Here is a 24,504-nt window from a genome sequence, read left to right on the forward strand (position 1 = left end):
GTCGGCTCCGGATCGGGGTCGGACGTGCGGAAACGACGGAGGTGGCCGGACCGCGTCCGGCACCCACCGTCGTGGCGACGCCCACCCGCCTCAGGGGCGGTGAGCGTTCAGCGATGTCCCTCCGGGCGCTGCCGCCACCGGTCCTCCATGCGGTCCAGCAGCGACGGCCGTCGACCACCCGCGCGCCCGCGCGGACGACGGCGACTCGTCGTGCCACCCACCACGTGCAGGTCGGGTGACTGCGACCGGCGATGCGACTGCACCGCGTAGCCCAGCGCGGCCAGCATGACGACGAAGCCCGCCACTGCCAGCGGCGGAGTCTTGATCACCGCGCCGTAGACCAACAGGGCCAGGCCGACAACGACCACGCCGGCAGCGACGAGCAGGCGACGCCGCGCGTGGAAACGCGGGTCGCTGGCGCGCACGGCCGAGGCGAATTTGGGGTCCTCGGCAAGCGACCGCTCGATCTGCTCGAACAGCCGCTGCTCGTGCTCCGAGAGCGGCACGGCACTCCTCCCCGGTCACGTTGGTCGGCCCGGTCGGGCCGACAGACCGTGGCAGCCAACCGGCTGCTTGCCGTCAAGTCTACGAGGGGGCTCGCGCGTCGGAAAGCGGGACGACCTACGGCCGGGTCGGATTTTCGCTTCTACGGGTATCACGCTTGCCGAGCAGACTGGCCGGACCTATGACGGACCGCCCGAAACGGGCAGCCGCGGCGTCGGCGGCAGCTTCCGCCTCCCGCCAGCCGCGCTCGGGCGCGCCGAGGGTCAGCTGCTGTGGCGTCTCCGTCACCCCGGCCAGCCCCTCCACCCGGACGCCGACCAGGCGGACGCGCTCGGCGGGGTCGAGAACGGTGTAGAGCGCCCAGGCGGTGTCGAAGATCTCCCGGGCGGTGTCGGTGGGCACGCCGAGGGTGCGGGACCGGTTGACCGTGCGGAAGTCGGCCAGCCGCACCTTGAGCGACACCGTCCGGCCGACCTGCCCGGCCCGACGCATTCGGGCGCCGACCTTGTCGCTGAGGGCGAGCAGGGTACGGCGGATCTCCAGCGGGTCGGCGACGTCGGCGTCGAAGGTCGTCTCGGCGCCGATCGACTTCTCCACGTGCTCGGGGCTGACCGTGCGCGGGTCGCGCCCCGAGGCCAACTCGTGCAGATGGCTGGCGGACGCCTCGCCGACCGCCTTGCGGAGCATGCCGTACGGCGCCTCGGCCAGGTCGCCGATGGTGTTCAGGCCCAGCCGACGCAGCGTCTCGGCGGAGCGCTCCCCCACCCCCCAGAGCGCGCCGACCGGCAGTGGGTGCAGGAACTCCAGCACCCGGTCGGCCGGCACCACGAGCAGGCCGTCCGGCTTGGCCCGGGTGGAGCCGAGCTTGGCCACGAACTTGGTCGGGGCCACCCCGACGGAACAGGTCAGCTCCTGCTCGGCCGCCACCCGTTCGCGGATCCGGCGGGCGATCTCGGCCGGCGGCCCGAACAGCCGCCGGGCGCCGGCCACGTCGAGGAACGCCTCGTCCAGGGAGAGCGGCTCGACCAGCGGGGTGACGTCCCGGAAGATCTGCATGACCGCCCGGGAGGCGGCGGTGTACTGCGCGAAGTCGGGCGGGAGGTAGACCGCGTGCGGGCAGAGCGCCCGGGCGCGCATGGTGGGCATGGCGCTGCGGACGCCGTACCGCCGGGCCTCGTAGCTGGCGGAGCTGACCACGCCGCGCGGCCCGACGCCGCCGACCACCACGGGCCGGCCGCGCAGCTCGGGGCGGCGACGCACCTCCACCGAGGCGAAGAAGGCGTCCATGTCGACGTGCAGGATCGGGCTGCCGGAGTCGTCGGCGTCCGGCCCGAAGCGGGGGTCACCGCCGCCCGACCCGGGGCGCGGATCATGCCCGCGCGCGAACGACTGGCTCCGACCCATTCCCGCAGGTTAGCCCGCCGGTACGACAGCCCGACCGGTCAGCCCCGCACCACCAGCAGCGGGATGGTCAGCTCCGCCGCCGTGTCCGCCCCGTGGTACGCCACCAGCCGGGACACCGCGGGCGGCTCCGAGCGGCTGGCCAGCACGGCGTACGTGCCGTGGCAGGTCACCACGACGTCGCCGATGCGCCGCAGGTGCTCCTCCGGCACCGGGCCGAACCGCCCGGCGGCCACCGCCTCCGCCCGGGTCTCCACCCGGGCGGCCGGGCCGAGCACCGCCGACCAGGCGGCCACCACGTCGTCCACGGCGCTCGGCTCGACGTGCAGGTAGCGCACCCGCGGCTCCCCGGCGACGACCCGCACCCCGGCCCGCAGCCGGGAATCGGTGTCCAGGTCGAAGCGGTGCGCGGCGGGCACGTCGAGCTGCCCGTGGTCGGCGGTGACCAGCAGCGCGGCGTCCGGCGGCAGCCCGTCGACGAGCCGGGCGAGCAGCGCGTCCACCTCGGCGGCGGCGATCCGCCAGGGCGCGGAGTCGACGCCGGCGAGGTGACCGTGGCGGTCCAGGTCGGGGTGGTAGCCGGAGACCAGGGTCGGCCCGGGGCCGGCGGCGAGCGCGGCGAGCATCGTCGCCGCCAGGGCGTCCACCCCGGCGGCGCCCCGGTAGTCGCCGCCCCGGTTGGCGGCCAGGGTCAACCCGCTGCCGGCGAACTCCGGGCGGCTGACCACGGTCACCGCGACACCGGCCGCCCGGGCCCGCTCCCACTGGGTACGGACCGGCTGCCAGGTCAGCGGCTCCGGGTCGCCGGCCCACTCGATGTGGTTGAGCACCCGGTCGGTGCCGGGCACCCGGACGGTGAAGCCGAGCACCCCGTGCGGCCCGGGCGCGACGCCCGCGCCGAAGCTCACCAGGCTGGTCGGGGTGGTGGAGGGAAAACCCGAGGTCAGCGGCCGACCGACGGTGGCGGCGAGCCCGGCCAGGGTCGGCGCGTACGGCGCGGCCGTCGGGATCTGGTACCAGCCGAGCCCGTCGACCAGGAGCACGGCGATCCGCCGCACCCCGGCCAGCCGGGGGGTGAGCCCGAGCAGGTCGACCGCGCCGGGCACGCCGAGCACCGCCAGCGCGCTGGGCACCACGTCGGCGAGGCTGCCGCCGCCGTAGCGGGGCGCCACGACGTCCAGCGGATCGGGCGGTGCGGCGGGGGTCATACCGTCATGCCGGCCGGCGGGCGAACAGGTGCAGCTGGGCGGCGAGGTCCCGGTACGGCGGCCGGGCGGCGAGGGCCCGCTCCAGCTCGACCAGGCTGCCCGGCTGGCCGTCGGCCACGGCGGCGGGGAGCAGGTCGGCGAGGACGCGTACCCCGTGGATCTCCTCGACGGTGAGCCCGGCGGCGCGCAGCAGCGCGGCGGCGCCGTCGGCGTCGAAACGCCGGCGCAGGGTGTCGCGCGGCCCGGCGGAGCCGTCCGGGGCGGCGGCGAGCGCGGCGGCGACGTCCAGGTGGCCGTTCATCGCCCGGGCCAGTACGGCGGCGGCCCGGCCGGCGACCAGCACGCTGGCCGCGCCCCCGGGTCGCAGCGCGGCGGCCAGCGCGCTGACCACCGGCGTCGGGTCGTCGACCACCTCCAGCACGGAGTGGCAGAGCACCAGGTCGGCGCTGGCCGGTTCGACCAGCCCGGCCAGGGCGTCGCCGTCGCCCTGCAGGGCGCGTACCCGGGCGGCGACCCCGGCCTCGGCGGCCCGGCGGGTCAGCGCGGCGAGCGCGTCGGGGCTGGCGTCGACGACGGTGACCCGGTGCCCGGCCTGGGCGAGCGGGACGGCGAAGCCGCCGGTTCCGCCGCCGACGTCGAGCACGGTCAGCTCGGCGCCGGCACGTCGGTCCAGCTCGGCGGCGAGGACCGACCAGATGACAGCGGTACGGGGGGTCAACGGCGGCCCGGTGAACCGGCCTCGGGTGGTCTGCTCCACCCGGTCGAGCCTAGTCACCCGCGCCACCGGACCCCCCGCAGGCGGTACCGCGCTGGTCAGGACTCGCCGCCGGCGGCGGGGTCCTCCTCCGCGCGGGACCGGTTCGCGTTGGCCACCGGGCCGTCGTGCACCTGGTACTCGCGCGTCTCCACGTCCTGCGCCGGCGCCCAGCCGGCCGCGAGCCGGGTGCGCCGGGCGTTCGCCACGCCGCCGGTGTGCATGCTGTTCGACGTCATCGCGTCTTCCCCCTTGCCGCGAGCGGGCCACTCTGCCCGCACGTGCCGGAAGTCTCCCGCCTGGCGTCCGAGGAAACCGTAATGTGGATCACTGGAATCAGCGGAAATCCCGGGACGCCGGGCTGACTGGCGGCTCGATGGCGTCCAGCCGGTCCGCGGTGAGGCTGGTGACTCCCTCGTGCCGCTGCAACCGGCCTCGCACCACCAACGCCGCGCTGGTGCGGGCGATCCGACGGTAGCGCTGCCACAGCCCCGGGGAGCAAGTGACGTTGAGCATCCCCGTCTCGTCCTCCAGGTTGAGGAAGGTGACCCCGCCGGCGGTCGCCGGCCGCTGCCGGTGGGTGACGATCCCGCCGACCCGGATCCGCCGGCCCGGCTCCACCCGGCCGAGCCGGGCGATCGGCACCGCGCCGAGGGCGTCGAGCCGGTCGCGGATGAACCGGGCCGGGTGGCTCTCCGGGGACAGCCCGGTCGCCCAGACGTCGGCGACCAGCCGGTCCACCGCCTCCATCCCGGGCAGGGTGGGCGCGGCCGTCCCGGTCACCGTGCCGGGCAGCCGGCCCGGCCGGTCCTGGGCCGCCGCGCCGGCGGCCCAGAGCGCCTGCCGCCGGGTCAGCCCGAAGCAGGCGAAGGCGTCCGCGGTGGCCAGCGCCTCCAGCTGCGCGGCGGTGAGCCCGACCCGCCGGGACAGATCCGGCATGTCCCGGTACGGCCCGTGCGCCGCCCGCTCCGCCTCGATCCGCTCGGCCACGTCCTCGCCGAGGGTACGCACGCTGCCGAGCCCGAGCCGGACGGCCGGCCCGCCCAGCCCCCAGGCGTGCGGCGGCTCCCCCGGCTGGCTCCCCCACCGGGTCTCCGGCGTCGACTCCAGCACCGCCTTGGCCCCGCTGGCGTTGATGTCCGGCCGGCGGACCTCGACCCCGTGCCGGCGGGCGTCGTCGACCAGGGTCTGCGGCGAGTAGAAGCCCATCGGCTGGGCGTTGAGCAGCGCGGCCAGGAACGGCCCCGGGTGGTAGCGCTTGAGCCAGGAGCTGGCGTAGACCAGGTAGGCGAAGCTCATCGCGTGGCTCTCCGGGAAGCCGTAGCTGGCGAACGCGGTGAGCTTGCGGTAGACGTCCTCGGCCAGCTCGCCGGTGATGCCGCGCTCGGCCATCCCGGCGTAGAGCCGGTCGGCGATCTGCGCCATCCGCTCCACCGAGCGCTTGGACCCCATCGCCCGGCGCAGCTGGTCGGCCCCGGCCGCGTCGAAGCCGGCCAGGTCGATCGCGAGCTGCATGAGCTGCTCCTGGAACAGCGGCACGCCGAGGGTCTTCTCCAGCGCGTTGCGCATCAGCGGGTGCGGGAAGGTCACCGGCTCCTGGCCGTTCTTGCGCCGGATGTACGGGTGCACCGAGCCGCCCTGGATCGGGCCGGGCCGGATCAGCGCCACCTCGACCACCAGGTCGTAGAACTCGCGGGGCTTGAGCCGGGGCAGGGTGGCCATCTGGGCGCGGCTCTCCACCTGGAACACCCCGACCGAGTCGGCCCGGCAGAGCATGTCGTAGACCTCGGGGTCGTCCAGCGTCATGTCGCCCAGGTCGAGGGTCATCCCGATCATGTCGTAGCCGTAGTGCAGCGCGGAGAGCATGCCCAGGCCGAGCAGGTCGAACTTGACCAGGCCGACGGCGGCGCAGTCGTCCTTGTCCCACTGGAGCACGCTGCGGCCGGGCATCCGGCCCCACTCCACCGGGCACACCTCGATCACCGGCCGGTCGCAGATCACCATGCCGCCGGAGTGGATGCCCAGGTGCCGGGGAAACGTCTGCAGCTCGTTGGCGTACGCGACCACCTGCTCGGGGATGTCCTCGACGTCGACCGACGCCACCGAGCCCCACCGGTCGATCTGCTTGCTCCAGGCGTCCTGCTGGCCCGGTGAGAAGCCGAACGCCTTGGCCACGTCCCGCACCGCCGAGCGGGGCCGGTACGAGATGACGTTGGCGACCTGCGCGGTGTGCTCCCGGCCGTACCGGGTGTAGACGTGCTGGATCACCTCCTCCCGGCGGTCGGACTCGATGTCCACGTCGATGTCGGGCGGGCCGTCGCGTTCCGGGGCGAGGAAGCGCTCGAAGAGCAGCCGGTGCCGGACCGCGTCCACGTTGGTGATCCGCAGCGCGTAGCAGACCGCTGAGTTCGCCGCCGAGCCCCGGCCCTGGCAGTAGATGTCCTGCTCCCGGCAGAACGTGACGATGTCGTAGACCACCAGGAAGTAGCCGGGGAAGCCCAGCTCCTCGATCATCTTCAGCTCGTGCTCCAGCTGCCCGTACGCCTCCGGGTGCGCCTCGGGCGGGCCGTAGCGTTCCCGGGCGCCCTGCATCGTCAGGTGGCGCAGCCAGCTCATCTCGGTGTGCCCCGGCGGCACCGGGTACGCCGGCAGCTGCGGCGCGACGAGCTGGAGGTCGAAGGCCAGCTCGGCGCCGAACTCCGCGGCCCGGGCCACCGAGCCCGGGTACGCGGCGAACCGCGCCGCCATCTCCGCGCCGCTGCGCAGGTGGGCGGTGGCGGCGGCGGGCAGCCAGCCGTCGATCTCGTCCAGGCTGCGCCGGGCCCGGACGGCGGCCAGGGTAGTGGCGAGCCGGCGCTGGGCCGGGGTCGCGTAGTGCACGTTGTTGGTGGCCACCGTGGGCAGCCCGGCGGCGGCGGCCAGCTCGGCGAGGGCGTCGTTGCGGTCGGCGTCGACCGGGTGGCCGTGGTCGGTCAGCTCCACCGCCACCGTCTCGGCGCCGAAGAGGGCGGTGAGCCGGTCCAGCTCGCGGGCCGCCGCGTCGACGCCCTCGGTGAGCAGCGCGCCCGGCACGTGCCCCTTGCGGCAGCCGGTCAGCACCAGCACGTGGTCGCGCAGCTCGGCGGCGACCTCCTCCAGCTCGCCGTAGACCGGGCGGCCCTTCTCCCCGCCGCGCAGCTGGGCGCGGGCGATGGTGGTGGCCAGCCGGGCGTACCCCTCGTGGCCGTGGGCAAGCACCAGCAGGTGCGCGCCGTGCGGGTCGGGCTCGCCGTTCTGCGGGCCCGGCAGCCCGAGGGAGAGCTCGGCGCCGAAGATCGTCGGCAGGTGCAGCGCGCGGGCCGCCTCGGCGAAGCGGACCACGCCGTAGAAGCCGTCGTGGTCGGTGACGGCGAGCGCGGTGAGCCCCAGCCGGGCGGCCTCCTCGGCCAGCTCCTCGGGATGGCTGGCGCCGTCGAGGAAGCTGAAGTTGGTGTGCGCATGCAGCTCGGCGTAGGGCACCGTGCCGTCCGGGTGGGGCAGCTCGGGCGCCTCGTACTGCTGGCGCTCGCGGCTCCAGGCCGGGGCGTCGCCGCCGTCGGCGTCGACCGCGAGCGGGTCGACCACGTGCAGGTGCCGCTCGTCCCGCGACCGGCCACCCCGCGGCCTCCCGCCGCCGCCCGACCCGCCGCCCGACCCGCCGCCGGGCCGCCCGGAGAGCACCCGCTCCAGCTCTGACCAGGGCAGCTTGGGGTTGTGGAAGCTCATCCGGCCGCCCCCGCGGGCGACCGGGTCCTGACGGCCGGCTCCACCGACGAACGGGTCGGTGAGCGATATACCTGAGAGGCATAAATATGCCTGACAGTCATATCGCTCACCGGGGCATCCGCCCCCGACCCGGAGCGAACCCACCGGTCGGGCGCGCCAGCTCCGCAAGGGAACCGCCCCGGACCGGACGGGACCGGCTCAGTCATAGATCGCCTCCACCAGCCACTGGCCGGCCTCCACCGCCAGCAGCAGGGCGGCGCCGTCGGCCAGGCAGACCTGGAACCGGGCCCGGCGCCGGGCCTCGGCCGGCGCCCACCAGCGCTCGTCCACGGGCCACGGGCCGGCCCAGCCGACGATCTCGACCGGTCGGGCCGTGCCGACGGCCAGCCGGGCCGGCGCGGCGCTCACCGCCAGGCGCGCGCTGACCACGACCGGCTCGCCGGCGGCGTCGTGCACGGTCGCGGCGAGCGGGGTGGGCAGCACCACGGCCGGTGCGGGCGGCGGCAGCCGGCCCGGCCACGGCGGGACGACGCTCCCCCCGCCGGCGGCCCGGCCGACGCCGGCGGAGCGGCCGGCAGCGGACCCACCGGCGGCCGGGCCCGCGCCGGCGGGGCCACCGACCGCGGGGCCACCGGCGGCCCGGTCGGTGCCGAGGGCCGGCTCGCCGGGCAGCGGGGGTGGGCCGGGGCGGGCGGGGAGCCGTTCGTCGCCCCAGGGGACCAGGTGGGTCTGGTCGGCCGGGGAACGACCGCCGCCGAGCACGGCGGTGACCACCGACTCCGGGCCGAGGATGCCCTGCACCCGACTCAACGCCCGGTGCGCCCGCTCCCGCTCCTCGCCGGTCTCCCCCCACAGGCCGGGTTGCAGCCCTGCCTGGGCCAGCACCCCGTCGGGGACCAGCCGCAGCCGGACGATCCCGGCGGTCGGCCGGGCCGGGCGGGCGCCGGCCCGGCCGGTGCTGCCGGAGAGCCAGCCGTCGAGCTGCCACCGGACCCGGTCGGCGATGGCCGCGGCGGTGAGCAGGCCGTCGTGCCGCCAGACCCGGTGCAGCTCCTGGCCGTGCGCGGTGACCGCCTCGATGCCGAGCCGGGTGCAGGCCAGCCCGTGCGCGGCGAGCCGGTCGTGCAGCCGCTCGGCGAGCGCGCGGGCGGCGAAGGCGGCCGCGTCGACCCGGTCGAGCGGCTCGTCGTGGTCGGCGGTCACCGCCAGGTCGACCGGGGGCTGCCGGACGGCCAGCGGGCGGTCGTCCCGCCCGGCGGCGAGCCGGTGGGCCAGCGCCCCGTCGAGGCCGAACCGGGCCAGCACGTCGCCGGCGGGCAGCGCCGCGAAGTCGCCGAGGGTACGCACGCCGAGCCGGCGCAGCAGGTCGGCCAGCGCGGGACGACCGAGCGCCTCGACCGGCAACCCGGTCAGGAACTCCGGCGTCCCGCCCGGCGGTACGACCCGGCCGGCGCGCGCGGCCAGCCCGGCGGCGAAGACCCCGTCGGCGATGCCGACCTGACTCTCCACCGCGCAGGCCTGGGCCACCTGCTCGACGATCCGTTCGGCGGCCGCCTCCTCACCGCCGAGGTAGCGGCTGGGGCCCCGGGCGGCCACCGCGCAGGCGCCGGGGCGTACCACCTCGACGCCGGCGACGACCTCCTCGACGGCGGCGACCACCGGTTCGAAGGCGCGGGCGTCCCGCCCCGGGTCGTGGTCGACGACGGTCAGCTGCGGGCAGCGCCCCTGCGCCTCCCGCCGGCGCAGGCCCCGCCGTACCCCCTCGGCGCGGGCCTGCTCGGAGCAGGCCACCACCCGGTTGGCGTGCAGCACGGCGACCGGGCCGGTGGCGGGCACCCCGTCGACGATCTCGGCGGCGATGACCGGCCAGTCCGGACACCAGACCAGCAGGGTGCGCACCGGCGTGCCGGTCACGCGGAACCGACCACGGTGAGCGCGCCACGCCGGGGGCGGCCGACGCCGCCCCCGGTCGCCGGCCGGGGGATGACCCGGGTGAGCCCGTCACCGGGCAGCCAGACCTTGATCTCCTTGGGGCGGGCGGCCGCGCCGCGCCCGCGCGCCGACACGGTCACCTCGCGGCGACGCAGCCGGCCCCGGCCCGACCCCAGCCCCTCCCAGACCCCGCGGACCACCTGGAGGGTGACGTCCGCGCCGTCCCACCGGCCGTACGGGACGAGCACGCTGCCGCGCTGCCGGGCCCGGGCGGCGAGCCGGTTGGCGACCGAGGCCGAAACGGTCTGCGGCACGGCGGTCACCACCACGTCGACCCCGTCGATCAGCGCCGCGACGACGGTGGGCCACTCCGGGCCGGGGTCGGGCACCAGGGCGAGCCGGTCCAGCGCGATCCCGATCTCGGCGGCCGCGCCGGCCCCGAAGGTCGGCACCCCGACCACCGCGCACCAGGAGCCGGCCCGGGACGCCTCGGCGAGCAGCGCCAGGACCAGGGAGGTGCCGCCGCTGCGTCGGGGTTGGCCGGCGGAGACCGCGATCGTGCTGCCCCGGCGCAGCCCGCGGTTGGGCAGCAGGCCGGTCAGCTCGGGCGCCACCGGGAGCACCCGGTGGCCGCCGGCCGGGTCCGGCGCGCTCGCCGGGCGCACCAGATCGGCCAGTGCGGCGGAACCGACCACCATGCGGCCCGCCATGGGACCAACCCCCCGTCGTGTTTCTGCTGGATCAGGTGTCGCTTGTCGGATGGGGCGCCGGGTGTGCCCGGCGGGGGAACCCGGGCGGTGCCGGGTCAGGCGGCGAGGCCGTCGAGGGTCGGTTGGTGGGCCAGGCCGAGCGCGGTCTCCACCACCGAGACGAACTGCTCGGCGGCCCGGAGCAGGTCGTCGGCCTCCCGGGCGCTCACCACGCGGGGTATCCCCGCCTCGGCGGCGGCCCGCTTGCCGGCGCCGGCGGCGAAGTAGGCGGACCACTCGTCGAGCTCGGGGGCGACCGTGGAGAGCAGGACCCAGACGCTGGTGATCCGGTGGCGTCGGGCAGGGGCGGGGCGGGCGCGGGCGGCGAGCAGGGCCGCGGCCGCGCGCAGCGCGGCGAGGTGGGCGGCGGCGTAGCGCAGCCCGTCGGGGCGGGCCTGGGCGGCCTCGCCGAGCCCGATCCGGGCCACCGCGAGGAGCTGGGCCGGGGTGCGGTGCGGCAGCACGTGCGCGGGCACCGTCGGTGCCTGGGCCGGGTTGGTCGGCATGACTGTCTCCTCCGCGTGACCGGGGCGGGCGCGACGCGCGGCGGAAGGATCCGTCGGCGGGCGCCCGGAGCGGGTGGTGCGGAGGAAGACGCACCGGATGGGGGCCGGCCGGGTGTGGACGCTTCCCCACACCACACCCGGCCGGCGAACCGGCGGGTTCGTCGTCCGCCGCCCGGGGGTCGTGGGCGGCGGACGACGATCCTGCCTTGACGGGACCGGGCTCGCGACTGCCCGGAACCCGGTGCGGTCCGCGAAACCGCACCTCTCCCGGAAGCCGGAGCCGCGAAACACCGCTCCCGGGCGTTGGAACGGGCGTACGACTCAATCGAACACTCGTTCTAACTGCTGACAGTACACCCTCCCTCCGACGAAAACGCAACGTGTGGCGTCCGGCGTGCCGTCCCGGCACCCGCCACGCCGACCGGGCCCAACCGGCTCCACCGGGCCGGGGCGTACCGGGAAGAATGGGGGCATGCAGCCACACCCGAACGTGCAGGCGGTGCAGGCGGCCCTGGACGGCGCGGGCGCGCGTGACAGCGCGGGCGCGCCCAGCCTGGTCCGTCTGCTGCCCGAGGCGGTCCACACCGCGGCCGCGGCCGCCGCGGCGCTCGGCGTCGAGGTCGGCGCCATCGCCAACTCGCTGGTCTTCGAGGCCGACGGCGAGCCACTGCTGGTGCTGACCTCCGGCGCGCACCGGGTGGACACCGCCGAGCTGGCCGCCCGGCTGGGGGTCACCCGGCTGCGCCGGGCCACCCCGGAGTTCGTCCGGGAACACACCGGCCAGGTGATCGGCGGGGTCGCCCCGGTGGGCCACCCCCGCCCGCTGCGCACCCTGGTCGACACCGCCCTGCAGGAGTACGCCGAGATCTGGGCGGCCGGCGGGGTGCCCCAGGCGGTCTTCCCCAGCACGTATGCGGACCTGCTGCGGATCACCGCCGGCACCCCGACCGAGGTGGCGTGAGCGAGCCCGGCGGGGCGACTGCCGGCGACACGGTTCCCGAGCTGGTCACCCTGCACGTGTGGCGGGTCTCCCGGGCCGCGCTGCCCCGGGCGCTCACCCGGATGGCGCTCGACCCGCGCCGGCTGCGCGCCACCCCCGGCGTACGGTTCGGCAAGCTGCTCGGCACCGGGACCGGCACCGGCTTCGGGCCCGGCGACGCCGACCTGACCCGGTGGGCGGCGCTGACCGTCTGGGACTCCCCCGCCGCCGCCGACGGCTTCGAGGCCTCCCCGGTCGGCCGGGCCTGGGCCCGGATCGCCCGGGCCGCCGTCCGGGTCGACCTGCGCCCGGTGAGCAGCCGGGGCGAGTGGTCCGGCCGGCGCCCGTTCGGCGACCCGCCCGGCGGCCGGGTCGGCGGACCGGTGCTGGCGCTCACCCGGGCCCGGCTGCGGCCCCGCCGGGCGGCCACCTTCTGGACGGCGATCCCCCCGGTGGCCGCCGCGCTGCACGCCGCGCCCGGGCTGCTCGCCCGGTTCGGCGTCGGCGAGGCCCCGCTGGGCTGGCAGGGCACGGTCAGCGTGTGGCGTGATCCCGCGGACCTCGTGGCGTTCGCGTACCGTCACCCGGAGCACCGCGCCGCGATCAGCCGCACCCCCACCGAGGGGTGGTACGCGGAGGAGCTCTTCGCGCGGTTCGAGGTGCGCGACGTGGTCGGCGACCGGACGGTGCTGGGGTGGGTCGCCGACGGCGACGCGGCAACGGTGAAGGGACACGCATGAGGTTGGTGCGGTGGACGCCGGACGATCTCGTCCGGCGGCTGGACGACGTGGTCGCCGTCTACGGGGAGGCGATGAACTACCGCGCCGACCTGCTGGGGGCCCGCCGCGGCTACATCGCCACCCACGTGCGTCGCCCCGGCTTCCGCGCCGTCGCCAGCCTCACCACCGACGGCCGGCTGGCCGGCTTCGGGTACGGCTACCTGGGCGCGCCCGGGCAGTGGTGGCACGACCAGGTGCACCGGGCACTGGACCCGGAGGCCCGCCGGCGCTGGCTGACCGACTGCTTCGAGGTGGTGGAGCTGCACGTCCGGCCACCGGCGCAGGGGCACGGCCTGGGCACCCGACAGTTGACCGCCCTGCTCACGCTCGCCGAGGGCGCCACCACCCTGCTGTCCACCCCGGAAGCCGACGAGCAGACCTCGCGCGCCTGGCGGCTGTACCGGCGGTTCGGCTTCGTCGACGTGCTGCGGCACTTCCAATTCCCCGGCGACGAGCGGCCCTTCGGCGTGCTCGGCCGGGACCTGCCGCTGGCCGTCGCCGACCCGGCCGCCACCGTCCGGTCCGGCCCGGCCACGCCGTGATCCGACGGCGAGCCCCCTGGGCGTTGCTGACCGTCCTCGTCCTCGCCCAGATCTGCTACCCGCTCACCACCGGTACGACCCGGGCCCGGCTGACCGTGGCCACCGTGCTGCTGGGCTACCTGCTCGCGGTCGGCCACGCCCTGCTGCACCGCGGCCCGCGTACGGCGGGGGCGCTGGTCGCGGTGGCCACCGGCGGCGGCTTCGCGATCGAGGCCCTCGGGGTCGCCACCGGCTTCCCGTTCGGCAGCTACGACTACTCCGGTGAACTCGGTCCGAAGCTGGCCGGGGTGCCGCTGATCATCCCGCTGGCCTGGACCTGGATGGCGTGGCCCGCCTGGCTGGCCGCCGTCCGGCTGACCTCGTCCGGGCCCGGGCGGATCGCGCTGGCCGCCGTCGGGCTGGCCGCCTGGGACCTCTTCCTCGACCCGCAGATGGTGGCCGAGGGCTACTGGGTGTGGCGCGACGCCGACCCGGCCCTGCCCGGGCTGCCCGGCATCCCGGTCAGCAACTACCTGGGCTGGCTGCTCTTCGCGGTGCTGCTGATGAGCGCACTGCGCCCGCTGGCCGGGCCGTCCGTCGCGGTCACCGACGCCCGGGACGACCCGATGTTCGCGCTCTACCTCTGGACGTACTTCTCCAGCGTGCTGGCCCACGCGGTCTTCCTCGACCTGCCCGCCTCGGCGGCCTGGGGCGCGGCCGGCATGGCGGTGGCGGCGGTGCCGCTGGCGGTGACGCTGGTCCGCGCCCGCCGACACGGCGACGACCGGCGGGCACCCCGCCGACCGGCCCGTCCCGGCGTCGACGCCACCCCATGAGCACGGCGGTCCTCGCCCTGGTCCTCGCGCTCGCCGCGCTGACCGCGCACACCGGAATCAACGCGGGCCGCTGGCTGCGCCGCCCCGCCGGCGGGCCGGTCGAGGTCACCGAGGCGGTGGCGGTGCTGCTGCCGCTGCGCGACGAGGCGGCCCGGCTCACGCCCTGCCTGCGGTCGCTGCTCGCCCAGCGGGGGGTGCCGCGACTGCGGATCGTGGTGCTCGACGACGGGTCCACCGACGGGACCGCCGACGTGGTCCGCGCCGTGGCCGGCGACGATCCCCGGGTCACCCTGCTCACCGGGGTCACCCCGCCACCGGGCTGGCTGGGCAAGCCGTACGCCTGCCACCAGCTCGCCGGCCGGGCCGACCCGACCGCCACCGCGCTGGTGTTCGTCGACGCCGACGTGGTGCTCACCCCGTACGCGGTCGCGGCGGCGGTCACCGACCTGCGCGCCGCCGGGGCGACGCTGCTGTCGCCGTACCCCCGGATCGTGGTGCGGACGGCGGCCGACCGGCTGGTGCAGCCGCTGTTGCAGTGGTTGTGGCTGACCTTCCTGCCGCTGCGCGCGATGGAACGCTCGCCGCGGCCGTCGCTGGCCGCCGCCGGCGGGCAGTTCCTGGTGGTGGACCGGGCCGGCTACGACCGGGCCGGCGGGCACGCCGCGGTGGCCGACAAGGTGCTGGAGGACATCGAGCTGGCCCGGGCGGTCAAGCGCTCCGGCGGGCGGATCGCCCTCGCCGACGGCTCCCGGTTGGCCGCCTGCCGGATGTACGAGGACTGGCCGCAGCTGCGCGACGGCTACACCAAGTCGCTCTGGGCCTCCTTCGGTCACCCGGCCGCGGCGGCGGTCGTGGTGGCCCTGCTGCTCCTGCTCTACACCGCTCCCCCGCTGGTCGCCGTCGCGGCGCTGGTTGCCGGCGCGCCGGTGGTGGCCGCGCTCGCCACCGGCGGCTACCTGCTCGGGGTCGCCGGGCGGGTGCTCAGCGCCCGGGCCACCGGTGGGCGGGCCTGGCCCGACGCGCTGGCACACCCCGTGTCGGTCGTGGTCCTCGGTTGGCTGACTCTGCGGTCGTACCATCTGCGGAAGCGGCGACGTCTGTCCTGGCGGGGCCGCCCGGTCAGCTAGGAGGACGCGGCATGGCGCGGATCGTGGTCGTCGGCGCCGGGGTGGGCGGCCTGGCCGCCGCCGCCCGGTTGGCCGTCACCGGGCACGAGGTCACCGTCTTCGAACGCGCCGACACCGTCGGCGGCAAGCTCGGCCGGTACGCGCACCACACCCCGGCCGGCTCGTTCCACTTCGACACCGGCCCCAGCCTGTTCACCCTGCCCCAGGTCTTCCACGACCTGTTCGAGGCCACCGGGGCCAAGCTCGACGAGTACCTCGACCTGGTGCCGCTGGACCCGATCGTGCGGCACGTCTTCCCCGGCGGCGGGCCGGCGCTGGACTCCTGCGCCGACCCGGCCGAGTTCGCCGCCCGGATCGGCGCGGCCCTCGGCGACCGGGCGGCCGCCGACTGGCAGCGGCTGTGGCGCCGGGCCGCCCGGGTCTGGGAAGCCTCGCACCGGGACATCCTGCGCCGGGCCGTCGGCTCGCCGCGCGACCTCGCCGCGCTCGCCTGGCGGCTGGGCGACCTGGCCGCCATCGGTCCCGGCCGCAGCCTGCGCGGGCTGGGCCGGTCGCAGCTGTCCGACCCGCGGCTGCGGATGCTGCTCGACCGGTACGCCACCTACACCGGCGCCGACCCGCGCCGCGCCCCGGCCGCGCTGGTCGCCGTCCCCTACGCCGAGCTGACCTTCGGCGGCTGGTACCTGCGCGGCGGGCTGGGCACGCTGGCCGACGCACTGCTGTCGCGCTGCCTGGACCTCGGCGTGGTCGTGCAGACCGGCGCCACGGTCACCCGGATCGACGCCGCGGGCGGCCGGGTGCACGGGGTACGCCTCGCCGGGGCCGCCGCGCCCGTCCCCGCCGACGTGGTGGTGGCCAACACCGACGCGCTCACCCTCTACCGGGACCTGCTGCCCAGCCCGCGCCGGCTGGCCGGGCTGACCGACCGCAGCCTGGCCGGCTTCGTGCTGCTGCTCGGGGTACGCGGCGACTCCGGACTGGCCCACCACAACGTGTTCTTCCCGCGCGACCACGACGCCGAGTTCGACGCGGTCTTCGGCGACCCGGGGCGGGGCGTACGGGCCTGGCCGGCGACCGACCCGACCGTCTTCGTCACCGTCGCCGACGACCCGATGGTCCGCCCGGACGGGCACGAGTCGTGGTTCGTGCTGGTCAACGCCGCCCGCCACGGCACCGCCGCCGGCGCGGTGGACTGGCGCCGGCCGGGGCTGGCCGAGGCGTACGCCGACCGGATCCTCGACGTGCTCGCCGAGCGGGGCGTCGAGGTCCGCGACCGGCTGGTGTTCCGGGAGGTGCGTACCCCGGCCGACCTGGACGCGGCGACCGGCGCGCCGGGCGGCACGATCTACGGCACCGCGGGCGGGCTGCTGCGCCCGGCCAACCGGGGCCCGGTCCACGGGCTCTGGCTGGTCGGTGGCTCCAGCCACCCCGGCGGCGGCCTGCCGATGGTGACCCTCTCCGCGCAGATCGTCGCCGAGGAGATCGGCCCGGCCTGGTAACGCGCCGCCCGAGACACGGCCTGCCGCCGGGCCGGGGTGGGCGACGAAAGGGTCAGCCGGCGTCGATGAGGGCGCGGCGCACGGTCGACAGCAGCTGCCCCAGGCCGAACCCGGCCAGCAGCACCCAGACCGCGGTGGCCATGGTGATGGTGCCGGCGGCCAGGTCCGGGTCGATCAGGCCGGTCAGGCCGGCCAGCAGCAGCCCCACCAGGGCCACGCAGACCCGGGTCGGGCGCTCCCCCACGGTCACCGCGCCGATGTCGCGCATCCCGGCGGCGACCGCGCGGGCCCGGACGTACTCGTGCAGCCAGGACAGCGCGCCGCCGGCGACGACCAGCGCGCCCGGCGCGCCGACCAGCCAGAACGCGGCCAGCCAGGCGACCTCACCGAGCCGGTCGGCGAGCGAGTCGTAGACGTAGCCGAGGCGGGTGCTCCGGTTGGTGGCCACCGCCACCGCCCCGTCGACGCTGTCCGCCACCGAGGCGAGCAGCACGAACAGCGCGCCCACGATCGGCCCGTTGACCGACCGTACGGAGAACAGCGGCACGCAGAGGCAGAGCAGCACGCCGGCGACGGTCACCGCGGTCGGGGTGATCCGGAGCCGGCCCAGGATGTATCCCAGGTGGTAGGCGAAGCGCAGCCAGGCCCGGACCACCGGCGCGGCGGCACGCGGGTCGAAACCGCCGTGCAACCGTGCCCAGGCGGTCGCGTAGTCGTCCCACTTCAGCTGTGTGCCCACCATCGGTCAACCGTCGTGGCGTGGTTCAGGTGGCGGGGTGCCCGCGTTCACACCCGGGCGCCGGCCTGGAGACTGCGCCAGACCTCCCGCGTCGCGGTGGACCGGTTGAGGGTGATGAAGTGGATCCCCGGCACCCCCTCGTCCAGCAGCTTGGCGCACATCTCGCTGGCCTGCTCGATGCCGAGCCGGCGCACCGCCTCCGGGTCGTCGGCCACCCGCTCGAACCGCTCGGCGAGGGCGGGCGGGAACGGCGCCCCGGACAGCTGCACGGACCGCTCGATGGTGCCGATCTGGGTCACCGGCATCACGCCGGCCAGGATCGGGGTGTCGCAGCCGGCGGCGGCGACCCGGTCCCGCAGCCGCAGGTAGTCGTCGGCGTCGAAGAACATCTGGGTGATCGCGAACTCGGCGCCGGCCCGGCACTTGCGGACGAAGTGCGCGGTGTCGCTGGCCACGTCCGTCGAGCGCGGGTGCTTGTACGGGAAGGCGGCCACGCCGACGCTGAAGTCCCCGGCGTCGCGGACCAGCCGAACCAGTTCCTCGGCGTAGAGCACGCCCTCGGGGTGGCGGACCCACTCGCCGCCCGGGTCGCCCGGCGGGTCGCCGCGCACGGCGAGCACGTTGCGCACCCCGACGCCGGCCAGCCGGCCGATGACGTTGCGCAGCTCGGCGACCGAGTGGTCGACCGCGGTCAGGTGGGCCATCGGCAGCAGGGTGGTCTCGGTGGCGATCCGCTCGGTCACCGCCACCGTGGTGTCCCGGGTCGACCCGCCCGCGCCGTAGGTGATGGACACGAACGAGGGACGCAGCGACTCCAGCTCCCGGATGGCCTGCCAGAGCAGCCGCTCGCCCTCGGGCGTCTTGGGCGGGAAGAACTCGAAGGAGAAGGTCGGCTGGCGCTCACGGATCAGCTCCCCGATCGCCGGCTGGGGATTGGGGAGGACGGAGGGAAGACCGAGCGCCACGACCCGACTCTAGCGGGCGGCGGCCCGCCGACCCACGATCTTCCCATCGCGGTATCGACAACGGTCACCGAATGCCGGCGGGCCGCTCGGTACGGCGACGCACGGCGGGTCCGACGCGACGTCGTACCCCCGGGGTAGACAGGAGCCAGCGCGGGTGGCGCCGGTCGGGGCCGGCGCCCGGGGGCACGCGCGGGGGTCAGCACCGACCGACGGCGCGCCGGTCCCGTCCCGCTGGGCGGCCGGCGTCGCCGCGCCGACGCCCGACCGGAGGACCGATGACCCCGCCCGACCCGCGCCTGCTCGGGCCGCTGATCGCCCAGCTGCGGCTGGCCCGCGGCTGGAGTCAGCAGCGGCTCGCCGCCGAGCTCTGCGCCGCCTCCGGCGCGGCCACCGTGACCCGGCACGAGATCTCCCGCTGGGAGCGCCAGGCCCGGGTGCCGGGTGACCGCTGGCTGCGCCGGCTCGCCCTCGTGCTCGACGCGCCGGCCGGGCCGCTGGTCGAGGCCGCCGGGCGCAGCCGGCACCACGGCCCGGTGGGCGCGGGCGGGTCCCGGTCCCGGTCGGCCCTGCTCGCCCTGGCCCAACGCTGGGTGGCCGACCCGCACGCTCCGCTGCTGGTCGCGCCGGCGGCGCACCGGTCCGCCCCGGCGGGCGCACCCGGCCGGTCCGACCCGGGCGGGCCGGCCGGCCCCGGTGAGCTGGCCGAGCTGCGCCGGCTCGACGATCTCACCGGCGGCGCCGACCTGGCCCCGGCCGGGGCGTACCGGCTGCGCCGGGCGGCCCGGGCGCTGGCCGGGGCGGGTCCGGCCGAGCGGCGGCGGCTGCTGCCGGTGCTGGCCGAGACGGCCCAGCTCGCCGGGTGGCTGTACGCCGACGCCGGCGATCCCACCGCCGGGCTCGACGCCTACCGGCTCGGCCTGCGGGCCGCCGCGGCGGCCGGTGACCCGGCGCTCGCCGGGCACGTGCTCGGGTCGGCCAGCCATCTGCTGGCCGGGGCCGGCGACCCGGAGGGCGCGCTGCTGCTGGCCCGCACCGCGTACGCGGGGGCCCGGCGGTCGGCCGGTCCGGGGCTGCGGGCGCTGCTGCTGCACCGGGTGGCGCTGGCGGCCGCGCTGGGCGGGCGGGCCCGGTCCGCCCGGCAGGCCCTGGACGCGGCGCGGCAGACGGCCGGCGCGGTCGAGCCGGGCGCCGAGCCGGCCTGGCTCTACTGGCTCGACGACACCGAGCTGGCGGCGATGACGGGCCGCGCCCTGGTCGCGCTCGGCCGACCCCGGCCGGCCCTGCCGCTGCTGCGCGCCGCCCGGCGCGGTGGCCGGCCCCGCCGGGCGGCGGTCTACGGCGGCTGGCTGGCCCGCGGCCTGCTCCAGCTCGGTGAGGTGGAGCAGGCCTGCGCGGTGGCCGGGGCCGCGCTGCTGGACGCGGTCCGCGCCGGGTCGGCGCGGGCCGCGACCCCGCTGGTCGAGCTGGAGCGGCGGCTGGCCGCGCACCGCACCGAGCCGGCGGTACGCCGCTACGCCGCGCTGCTCGCCGACGCCCGCGGCTTCCTGCCCTGCGGCCCGGTCACCGCCCCCTCCCGACCGCCCGCGCCGGGGCGGCGGGGCGGCACGGCGGGCGTGGCGGGCGCGACGCGCCGGCCCGGTGGGGGGACGCGGCCGACCCCGACCGGCTAGCGTCGGTACGTGACCCACGCTGCTCCCGTCTCCCCCGTCGACCGCGCCGGTCTGCGTCAGCGCGTCGACAAGGCCCTGGCCGAGTTCCTGGCCAATCAGCGCACCTGGATGACCGGCGTCGACGACGCGCTGGTGCCCGTCGCCGAGGCGATCGAGGCGTTCGTGCTGGGCGGCGGCAAGCGGCTGCGCCCGGCGTTCGGCTACTGGGGGTACCGGGGCGCCGGCGGGGTCGACTCCGATCACGTGGTGACCGCGCTGGCGGCGTTGGAGTTCGTGCAGGCCAGTGCCCTGATCCACGACGACCTGATGGACCGCTCCGACACCCGTCGCGGCGAGCCGGCGGTGCACCGGCGGTTCGCCGCCCGGCACCGGGCGGCCGGCTGGGGCGGCGACCCGGACGGGTTCGGCGACGCGGCGGCGATCCTCCTCGGCGACCTCTGCCTGGTCTGGTCGGACGAGCTGCTGCACTCCGCCGGCCTGGATCCGCGGACGGTGGCCCGGGCCCGGCCGGTCTTCGACGAGATGCGCACCGAGGTCACCGTCGGGCAGTACCTGGACGTGCTGACCCAGGTCACCGGAGACACCTCGCTGGAGCGGGCCGGGAAGGTCGCCCGGTACAAGTCGGCCAAGTACACGGTCGAGCGGCCGCTGCTGCTCGGCGCCGCGCTGGCCGAGGCGTCGGCGGACGTACGAGCGGCGTACTCGGCGTACGGGTTGCCGCTGGGCGAGGCGTTCCAGCTCCGCGACGACGTGCTGGGGGTCTTCGGTGACCCGGCGCAGACGGGCAAGCCGGCCGGCGACGACCTGCGCGAGGGCAAGCGCACCTACCTGGTGGCGGCGGCCGTGGAGGCGACCGACGACGCCGGTCGGGAGCTGCTGCTCGGCCAGTTGGGCGATCCGGGGCTGGACGAGGCCGGGGTGGCGCGGCTGCGGGAGCTGATCAGCGCCAGCGGCGCGCTGGCCCGTACCGAGCAGCGGATCGTCACCCTCACCGACGCCGCGCTGGCCGCGCTGACCACGGTCGACCTCGACACCGAGGCCCGCCAGGCCCTGGTCGACCTCGCCATCGCCGCCACCCGCCGCGCCGACTGACCCCTGCGCCCCTGTCAAGGTTGATCATGAAGTTGTCGCCCCGACATACGGTGCCGGTGGCAACAACTTCATGGTCAACGGGGTGTCGGGGTCCGGGGAGGGTCAGAAGCCGAGGGCTTGGGCGCGGCGTTTGACCTCGCGGGCGTGGTCGCCGCCGAGGGTGGCCGCGGGGGTGCCGCCGGAGAGGGTGTCGTCGGGCTCGTAGAGCCAGCGCAGGGCGGCCTCGTCGTCGTAGCCGGCGTCGGCCAGGAGGTTCAGGACGCCGGGCAGGTGCTTGAGCGCCGTCTTGTTCGCCACCAGGTCGACGGGAATCCGGCGGACGCCGTCGCGGCGGACGGCGATCAACTCCCGGTCGCGGATCATCTGGTGGACCTTGCTGATCGGCAGCTCGAGGCGCTCGGCCACGTCGGGCAGGGTCAGCCAGGCGGCCGGATCGGTGGGGCCGGCGGGAGCGGCGCCGGAAGCCTGGTCGGCGGGTACGGAATCGGTCACCCGACCACCCTGCCACGTCGCCCCGACCCGGGCGCAACGGCACCCCGGGTGGCCTGCGACAGCACGGCGGGACGGACCGGATCGTGTCCCGGCTGTAGCATCCTGTTCAACCTTCACCCTCCGGACACATAGACTGCCTGCCGATGGACACACAGGTCGCCGACACGTTGCTGGGCTCGCTGCTCGACGGGCGTTACCGCATTCGCGGGCGCGTCGCGCGCGGCGGGATGGCGACCGTGTACACCGCCACCGACGAGCGCCTGGAGCGCACCGTGGCGGTCAAGATCATTCACCCGACCCAGGCGCCGGAGGCCCGCGGCCGGACGGCCGGGTTCATGGCGCGGTTCACCGACGAGGCGAAGACGATCGCCCGGTTGACCCACCCGAACGTGGTGGCGGTCTACGACCAGGGCACCCACGGCGGGCTGCCGTACCTGGTGATGGAGTACGTCCGGGGCCGCACCCTGCGCGACGTGCTGGCCGAACGGCGCCGGCTCAACCCGGACGAGGCGCTGGCGATCATGGAGCAGATGCTCGCCGCGATCGCCGCCGCGCACCGGGCCGGGCTGGTCCACCGGGACGTGAAGCCGGAGAACGTGCTGGTCGCCGAGGCGCCCACCGGCGGCGTGGCGAACCTCGTCGACAGCGTGGTGAAGGTCGCCGACTTCGGCCTGGCCCGCGCGGTCGAGGCCAGCGCCGAGGAGGAGAACGGCAACCAGCTCATGGCGACCGTCGCGTACGTGGCGCCGGAGCTGGTCACCGACGGGCACGCCGATCCGCGCACCGACGTCTACTCGGCCGGCATCGTGCTGTTCGAGATGCTCACCGGGCGGGTCCCGTACGACGGGGACCGGCCGGTGGACGTCGCCTGGCAGCACGTCGACCGGGACGTACCGGCCCCGTCGACCCTGGTACCCGCGCTGCCCAAGGCGCTCGACGACCTGGTCGCGCGGGCCACCCGGCGCGACCCGGGCGCCCGCCCGACCGACGCCGGCGCCCTGCTGGCCGAGGTGCAGGTGGCCCGGGACGACCTGGGCAACCCGAACACGCACACCGCCGTGCTGCGCCCGGTGGGCGACGAGACCTCGGCGGTGGCGCAGCCGACCATGGTCGTGGCGGCGGTCCACCCGGTCCAGCGGCCCGCCTGGGCACGGCTGCCCGAGGGGGGCCAGCAGCGGCCGCACCGCCGTCGGGCCGCCCCGGAGTCGGACCTCGGGGCCCGGTTCGCGGCGCTGCGCACCCGCCTGATGGGCAGCCCGCGCGGTCGGCTCTCGGTCGCCGCCGCGGTGGTGGCGCTCGGCCTGCTCGCCGCGCTGGGCGGCTGGTGGGTCGGGGTGGGGCGCTACACGGTCGCCCCGGAACTGGTGAGCCTGAGCAAGGCCGAGGCGCAGGCGCAGGCGGACCGGGCCGGTTTCACCCTGGTCTACGCCGAGCCCCGCTACGACGAGAAGACCCCCCGGGACAGCGTCGTGGCGCAGGATCCGGTCTCGGCCGCCAAGATCCTCAAGGGTGGCACCATCACGCTCACCCTGTCGCTGGGCCCGGAGCGGTTCCCGGTGCCGGACGTGGTGGGCAAGGAGTTCGAGCTGGCCGAGGTGGATCTGACCAGCGCGAAGCTGCTGGTGGCCAAGGGCAAGCCCCGCTACGACGACAATCTGCCGGCCGGGGTGGTGCTGGAGACCAACCCGAAGGTCGGCGCCGAGGTGAAGCCGGGCACGAAGATCACCCTCATCCTGAGCAAGGGCCGGGCGCCGATCTCGGTGCCGAACCTGCTCGGCAAGAACGTCAACGAGGCGCGGGCCGCGCTGGCCCAGCTCGGCCTGGTGCCGGTGGAGACGTACAAGGACTCGGACAAGCCGAAGGACGAGATCCTCGGGCAGAGCCCGGCCAACGGCGCCGGAGTCGAGAAGGGCGCCCAGGTCCGGCTCGAGGTCAGCAAGGGTCCGGCCCAGGTGATCATGCCCCGGGTGGTCGACCTGCCGTGCCCGCAGGCCAAGCAGCAGCTGGAGAGCCAGGGCTTCCCGGTGACCGTGCAGTTCAACCCGAACGGGATCGTCCGGTTCCAGAACCCGCCCGAGAACTCCCCGGTGCCGCCGGCCACGCCGGTCACCATCGGGTGCCTGTGACCATGCGACCCGTCGGCTCACACACCCCCACCTCGGGCGGACTGGCCCGGGCGGCCCTGCCGTACGTCGACGCGGCCGGCTCCGAGGTGGTGCAGGTCTACGTCTCCAACTCGCGCGGCTGGGCGCTGCCGGCCGGCGACCCGGCCCAGGACGCGCTGTTCCGGGACGGCTGCGCCGAGCGGGGTGTCCCGGTCTTCATCCACGCCTCGCTGCTGGTGAACCTCGGTTCCCCGACGGCGGCGACGGTGCAGCGGTCGGCGGAGACCCTGGCGCACGCGCTGCGCCGCGGCCGGGCGATCGGTGCCCGCGGCGTGGTGTTCCACGCGGGCAGCGCGGTCGACGCGGGGCACGCCGAGGCCGCCATGCGGCAGGTCCGCGAGACGCTGCTGCCGTTGCTGGACGAGGCGGCGGCCGCGGGCGGGCCGATGCTGCTGGTCGAGCCGAGCGCGGGCGGGGGCCGTTCGCTCGCCTCCCGGGTCGAGCAGTTGGGCCCCTACCTGGACGCGGTGGACCGGCACCCCGGGCTGGGGGTCTGCTTCGACACCTGCCACGCCTGGGCGGCCGGGCACGACCTGGCCGCCGAGGGCGGCATGACGGCGACGCTGGACGCCCTGGTGGCGACCGTCGGGGCGGACCGGCTGCGGCTGGTGCACGCCAACGACTCCAAGGACCTGTGCGGCTCCACCCGGGACCGGCACGAGAACATCGGCAAGGGCAGCATCGGCGAACCCGCGTTCGCCGAACTGATGGCCCACCCGGCCACCGCCGGCATCCCCGTGGTGGTGGAGACCCCCACCGAGAAGCACGAGGGCCACGCCGCCGACATCGCCACCCTCAAACGCCTCCACCCCTGACCCACCCCCCACCCGGCCCGCCCGGCC

22 protein-coding genes are annotated in these 24,504 nt (G+C 76.5%); 10 read left to right on the top strand and 12 right to left on the bottom strand.

Features of this window, described 5'->3' with window-relative positions; translation table 11 throughout:
* Nucleotides 1-107: 107 nt before the first annotated feature.
* The 9 genes from M2302_RS13290 to M2302_RS13330 all read right to left on the bottom strand — a co-directional run bounded on the left by M2302_RS13290 (nucleotide 108) and on the right by M2302_RS13330 (nucleotide 10,798).
* The gene (locus M2302_RS13290; RefSeq protein ID WP_088961106.1) at nucleotides 108-506 is read right to left on the bottom strand and encodes a DUF3040 domain-containing protein; all 399 of its coding nucleotides are present in this window, start codon (nucleotides 504-506) and stop codon (nucleotides 108-110) included.
* Between the two features lie 115 nt (nucleotides 507-621).
* A complete protein-coding gene (locus tag M2302_RS13295) occupies nucleotides 622-1,908 on the bottom strand; it encodes a DNA polymerase IV (protein WP_280838208.1) in 1,287 nt (428 codons plus the stop codon).
* 38 nt (nucleotides 1,909-1,946) lie between these two features.
* Complete coding sequence (locus tag M2302_RS13300) at nucleotides 1,947-3,113, bottom strand: alkaline phosphatase family protein (RefSeq protein WP_280838209.1); 1,167 nt, start codon at nucleotides 3,111-3,113, stop codon at nucleotides 1,947-1,949.
* Nucleotides 3,114-3,117: 4 nt separating this feature from the next.
* Complete coding sequence (locus tag M2302_RS13305) at nucleotides 3,118-3,888, bottom strand: methyltransferase domain-containing protein (protein ID WP_280838210.1); 771 nt, start codon at nucleotides 3,886-3,888, stop codon at nucleotides 3,118-3,120.
* A 38-nt stretch (nucleotides 3,889-3,926) separates the two neighbouring features.
* Nucleotides 3,927-4,106: a hypothetical protein gene (locus M2302_RS13310; RefSeq protein WP_088961103.1), complete on the bottom strand. Its 180-nt coding sequence runs from the start codon at nucleotides 4,104-4,106 to the stop codon at nucleotides 3,927-3,929.
* 97 nt (nucleotides 4,107-4,203) lie between these two features.
* Nucleotides 4,204-7,611, bottom strand: a complete 3,408-nt coding sequence (locus tag M2302_RS13315; protein WP_280838211.1) for an error-prone DNA polymerase — start codon at nucleotides 7,609-7,611, stop codon at nucleotides 4,204-4,206.
* Between the two features lie 198 nt (nucleotides 7,612-7,809).
* Nucleotides 7,810-9,525, bottom strand: a complete 1,716-nt coding sequence (locus M2302_RS13320) for a DNA polymerase Y family protein (RefSeq protein WP_280838212.1) — start codon at nucleotides 9,523-9,525, stop codon at nucleotides 7,810-7,812.
* Nucleotides 9,522-10,253 carry a hypothetical protein gene (locus tag M2302_RS13325; protein WP_154943900.1) on the bottom strand — a complete coding sequence of 244 codons (732 nt, stop codon included), beginning with the start codon at nucleotides 10,251-10,253 and terminating at the stop codon, nucleotides 9,522-9,524. Before M2302_RS13325 ends, M2302_RS13320 begins: the two co-directional genes overlap by 4 nt.
* Before the next feature lie 95 nt (nucleotides 10,254-10,348).
* On the bottom strand, nucleotides 10,349-10,798 hold the full coding sequence (locus M2302_RS13330) for an SAV_6107 family HEPN domain-containing protein (protein WP_280838213.1): 450 nt from the start codon (nucleotides 10,796-10,798) through the stop codon (nucleotides 10,349-10,351).
* A 472-nt stretch (nucleotides 10,799-11,270) separates the two neighbouring features.
* Between M2302_RS13330 and M2302_RS13335 the strand changes: the two genes are divergently transcribed.
* Genes M2302_RS13335 through crtI form a run of 6 tightly spaced genes read left to right on the top strand, consistent with a single transcriptional unit; the run spans nucleotide 11,271 to nucleotide 16,539 of the window.
* Nucleotides 11,271-11,759: a YbaK/EbsC family protein gene (locus M2302_RS13335; RefSeq protein WP_280838214.1), complete on the top strand. Its 489-nt coding sequence runs from the start codon at nucleotides 11,271-11,273 to the stop codon at nucleotides 11,757-11,759.
* Nucleotides 11,756-12,517, top strand: coding sequence for a monooxygenase (locus M2302_RS13340; RefSeq protein ID WP_280838215.1), 762 nt, complete (start codon nucleotides 11,756-11,758; stop codon nucleotides 12,515-12,517). Before M2302_RS13335 ends, M2302_RS13340 begins: the two co-directional genes overlap by 4 nt.
* The gene (locus M2302_RS13345; RefSeq protein WP_280838216.1) at nucleotides 12,514-13,098 is read left to right on the top strand and encodes a GNAT family N-acetyltransferase; all 585 of its coding nucleotides are present in this window, start codon (nucleotides 12,514-12,516) and stop codon (nucleotides 13,096-13,098) included. Before M2302_RS13340 ends, M2302_RS13345 begins: the two co-directional genes overlap by 4 nt.
* Nucleotides 13,095-13,913, top strand: a complete 819-nt coding sequence (locus M2302_RS13350) for a carotenoid biosynthesis protein (RefSeq protein WP_280838217.1) — start codon at nucleotides 13,095-13,097, stop codon at nucleotides 13,911-13,913. Before M2302_RS13345 ends, M2302_RS13350 begins: the two co-directional genes overlap by 4 nt.
* The gene (locus M2302_RS13355) at nucleotides 13,910-15,040 is read left to right on the top strand and encodes a glycosyltransferase family A protein (RefSeq protein WP_280838218.1); all 1,131 of its coding nucleotides are present in this window, start codon (nucleotides 13,910-13,912) and stop codon (nucleotides 15,038-15,040) included. Before M2302_RS13350 ends, M2302_RS13355 begins: the two co-directional genes overlap by 4 nt.
* Before the next feature lie 11 nt (nucleotides 15,041-15,051).
* The gene (gene crtI / locus M2302_RS13360; protein WP_280838219.1) at nucleotides 15,052-16,539 is read left to right on the top strand and encodes a phytoene desaturase family protein; all 1,488 of its coding nucleotides are present in this window, start codon (nucleotides 15,052-15,054) and stop codon (nucleotides 16,537-16,539) included.
* Nucleotides 16,540-16,591: 52 nt separating this feature from the next.
* On the opposite strand, the gene M2302_RS13365 is transcribed toward crtI, so the two are convergent.
* Together M2302_RS13365 and metF are read right to left on the bottom strand one after the other, a co-directional pair.
* Nucleotides 16,592-17,281 carry a CDP-alcohol phosphatidyltransferase family protein gene (locus M2302_RS13365; RefSeq protein WP_280838220.1) on the bottom strand — a complete coding sequence of 230 codons (690 nt, stop codon included), beginning with the start codon at nucleotides 17,279-17,281 and terminating at the stop codon, nucleotides 16,592-16,594.
* Nucleotides 17,282-17,325: 44 nt separating this feature from the next.
* Nucleotides 17,326-18,243, bottom strand: coding sequence for a methylenetetrahydrofolate reductase [NAD(P)H] (gene metF, locus M2302_RS13370; protein WP_280838221.1), 918 nt, complete (start codon nucleotides 18,241-18,243; stop codon nucleotides 17,326-17,328).
* Between the two features lie 275 nt (nucleotides 18,244-18,518).
* Between metF and M2302_RS13375 the strand changes: the two genes are divergently transcribed.
* Both M2302_RS13375 and M2302_RS13380 read left to right on the top strand, forming a co-directional pair.
* Complete coding sequence (locus M2302_RS13375; protein WP_280838222.1) at nucleotides 18,519-19,913, top strand: helix-turn-helix transcriptional regulator; 1,395 nt, start codon at nucleotides 18,519-18,521, stop codon at nucleotides 19,911-19,913.
* Nucleotides 19,914-19,922: 9 nt separating this feature from the next.
* Nucleotides 19,923-21,005: a polyprenyl synthetase family protein gene (locus tag M2302_RS13380; protein WP_280838223.1), complete on the top strand. Its 1,083-nt coding sequence runs from the start codon at nucleotides 19,923-19,925 to the stop codon at nucleotides 21,003-21,005.
* Between the two features lie 102 nt (nucleotides 21,006-21,107).
* Here the strand turns inward: M2302_RS13380 and M2302_RS13385 are convergent, their stop codons facing one another.
* On the bottom strand, nucleotides 21,108-21,497 hold the full coding sequence (locus tag M2302_RS13385) for an Rv2175c family DNA-binding protein (protein ID WP_280838224.1): 390 nt from the start codon (nucleotides 21,495-21,497) through the stop codon (nucleotides 21,108-21,110).
* A gap of 143 nt (nucleotides 21,498-21,640) precedes the next feature.
* On the opposite strand from M2302_RS13385, the gene pknB reads away from it, so the two are divergent.
* Nucleotides 21,641-23,623 carry a Stk1 family PASTA domain-containing Ser/Thr kinase gene (gene pknB / locus M2302_RS13390; protein WP_280838225.1) on the top strand — a complete coding sequence of 661 codons (1,983 nt, stop codon included), beginning with the start codon at nucleotides 21,641-21,643 and terminating at the stop codon, nucleotides 23,621-23,623.
* Between the two features lie 2 nt (nucleotides 23,624-23,625).
* Nucleotides 23,626-24,477 carry a deoxyribonuclease IV gene (locus M2302_RS13395; RefSeq protein WP_280838265.1) on the top strand — a complete coding sequence of 284 codons (852 nt, stop codon included), beginning with the start codon at nucleotides 23,626-23,628 and terminating at the stop codon, nucleotides 24,475-24,477.
* The last annotated feature ends 27 nt before the right edge of the window (nucleotides 24,478-24,504 follow it).

This window comes from Micromonospora sp. A200 (assembly GCF_029893845.1).
Lineage (GTDB): Bacteria > Actinomycetota > Actinomycetes > Mycobacteriales > Micromonosporaceae > Micromonospora > Micromonospora purpureochromogenes.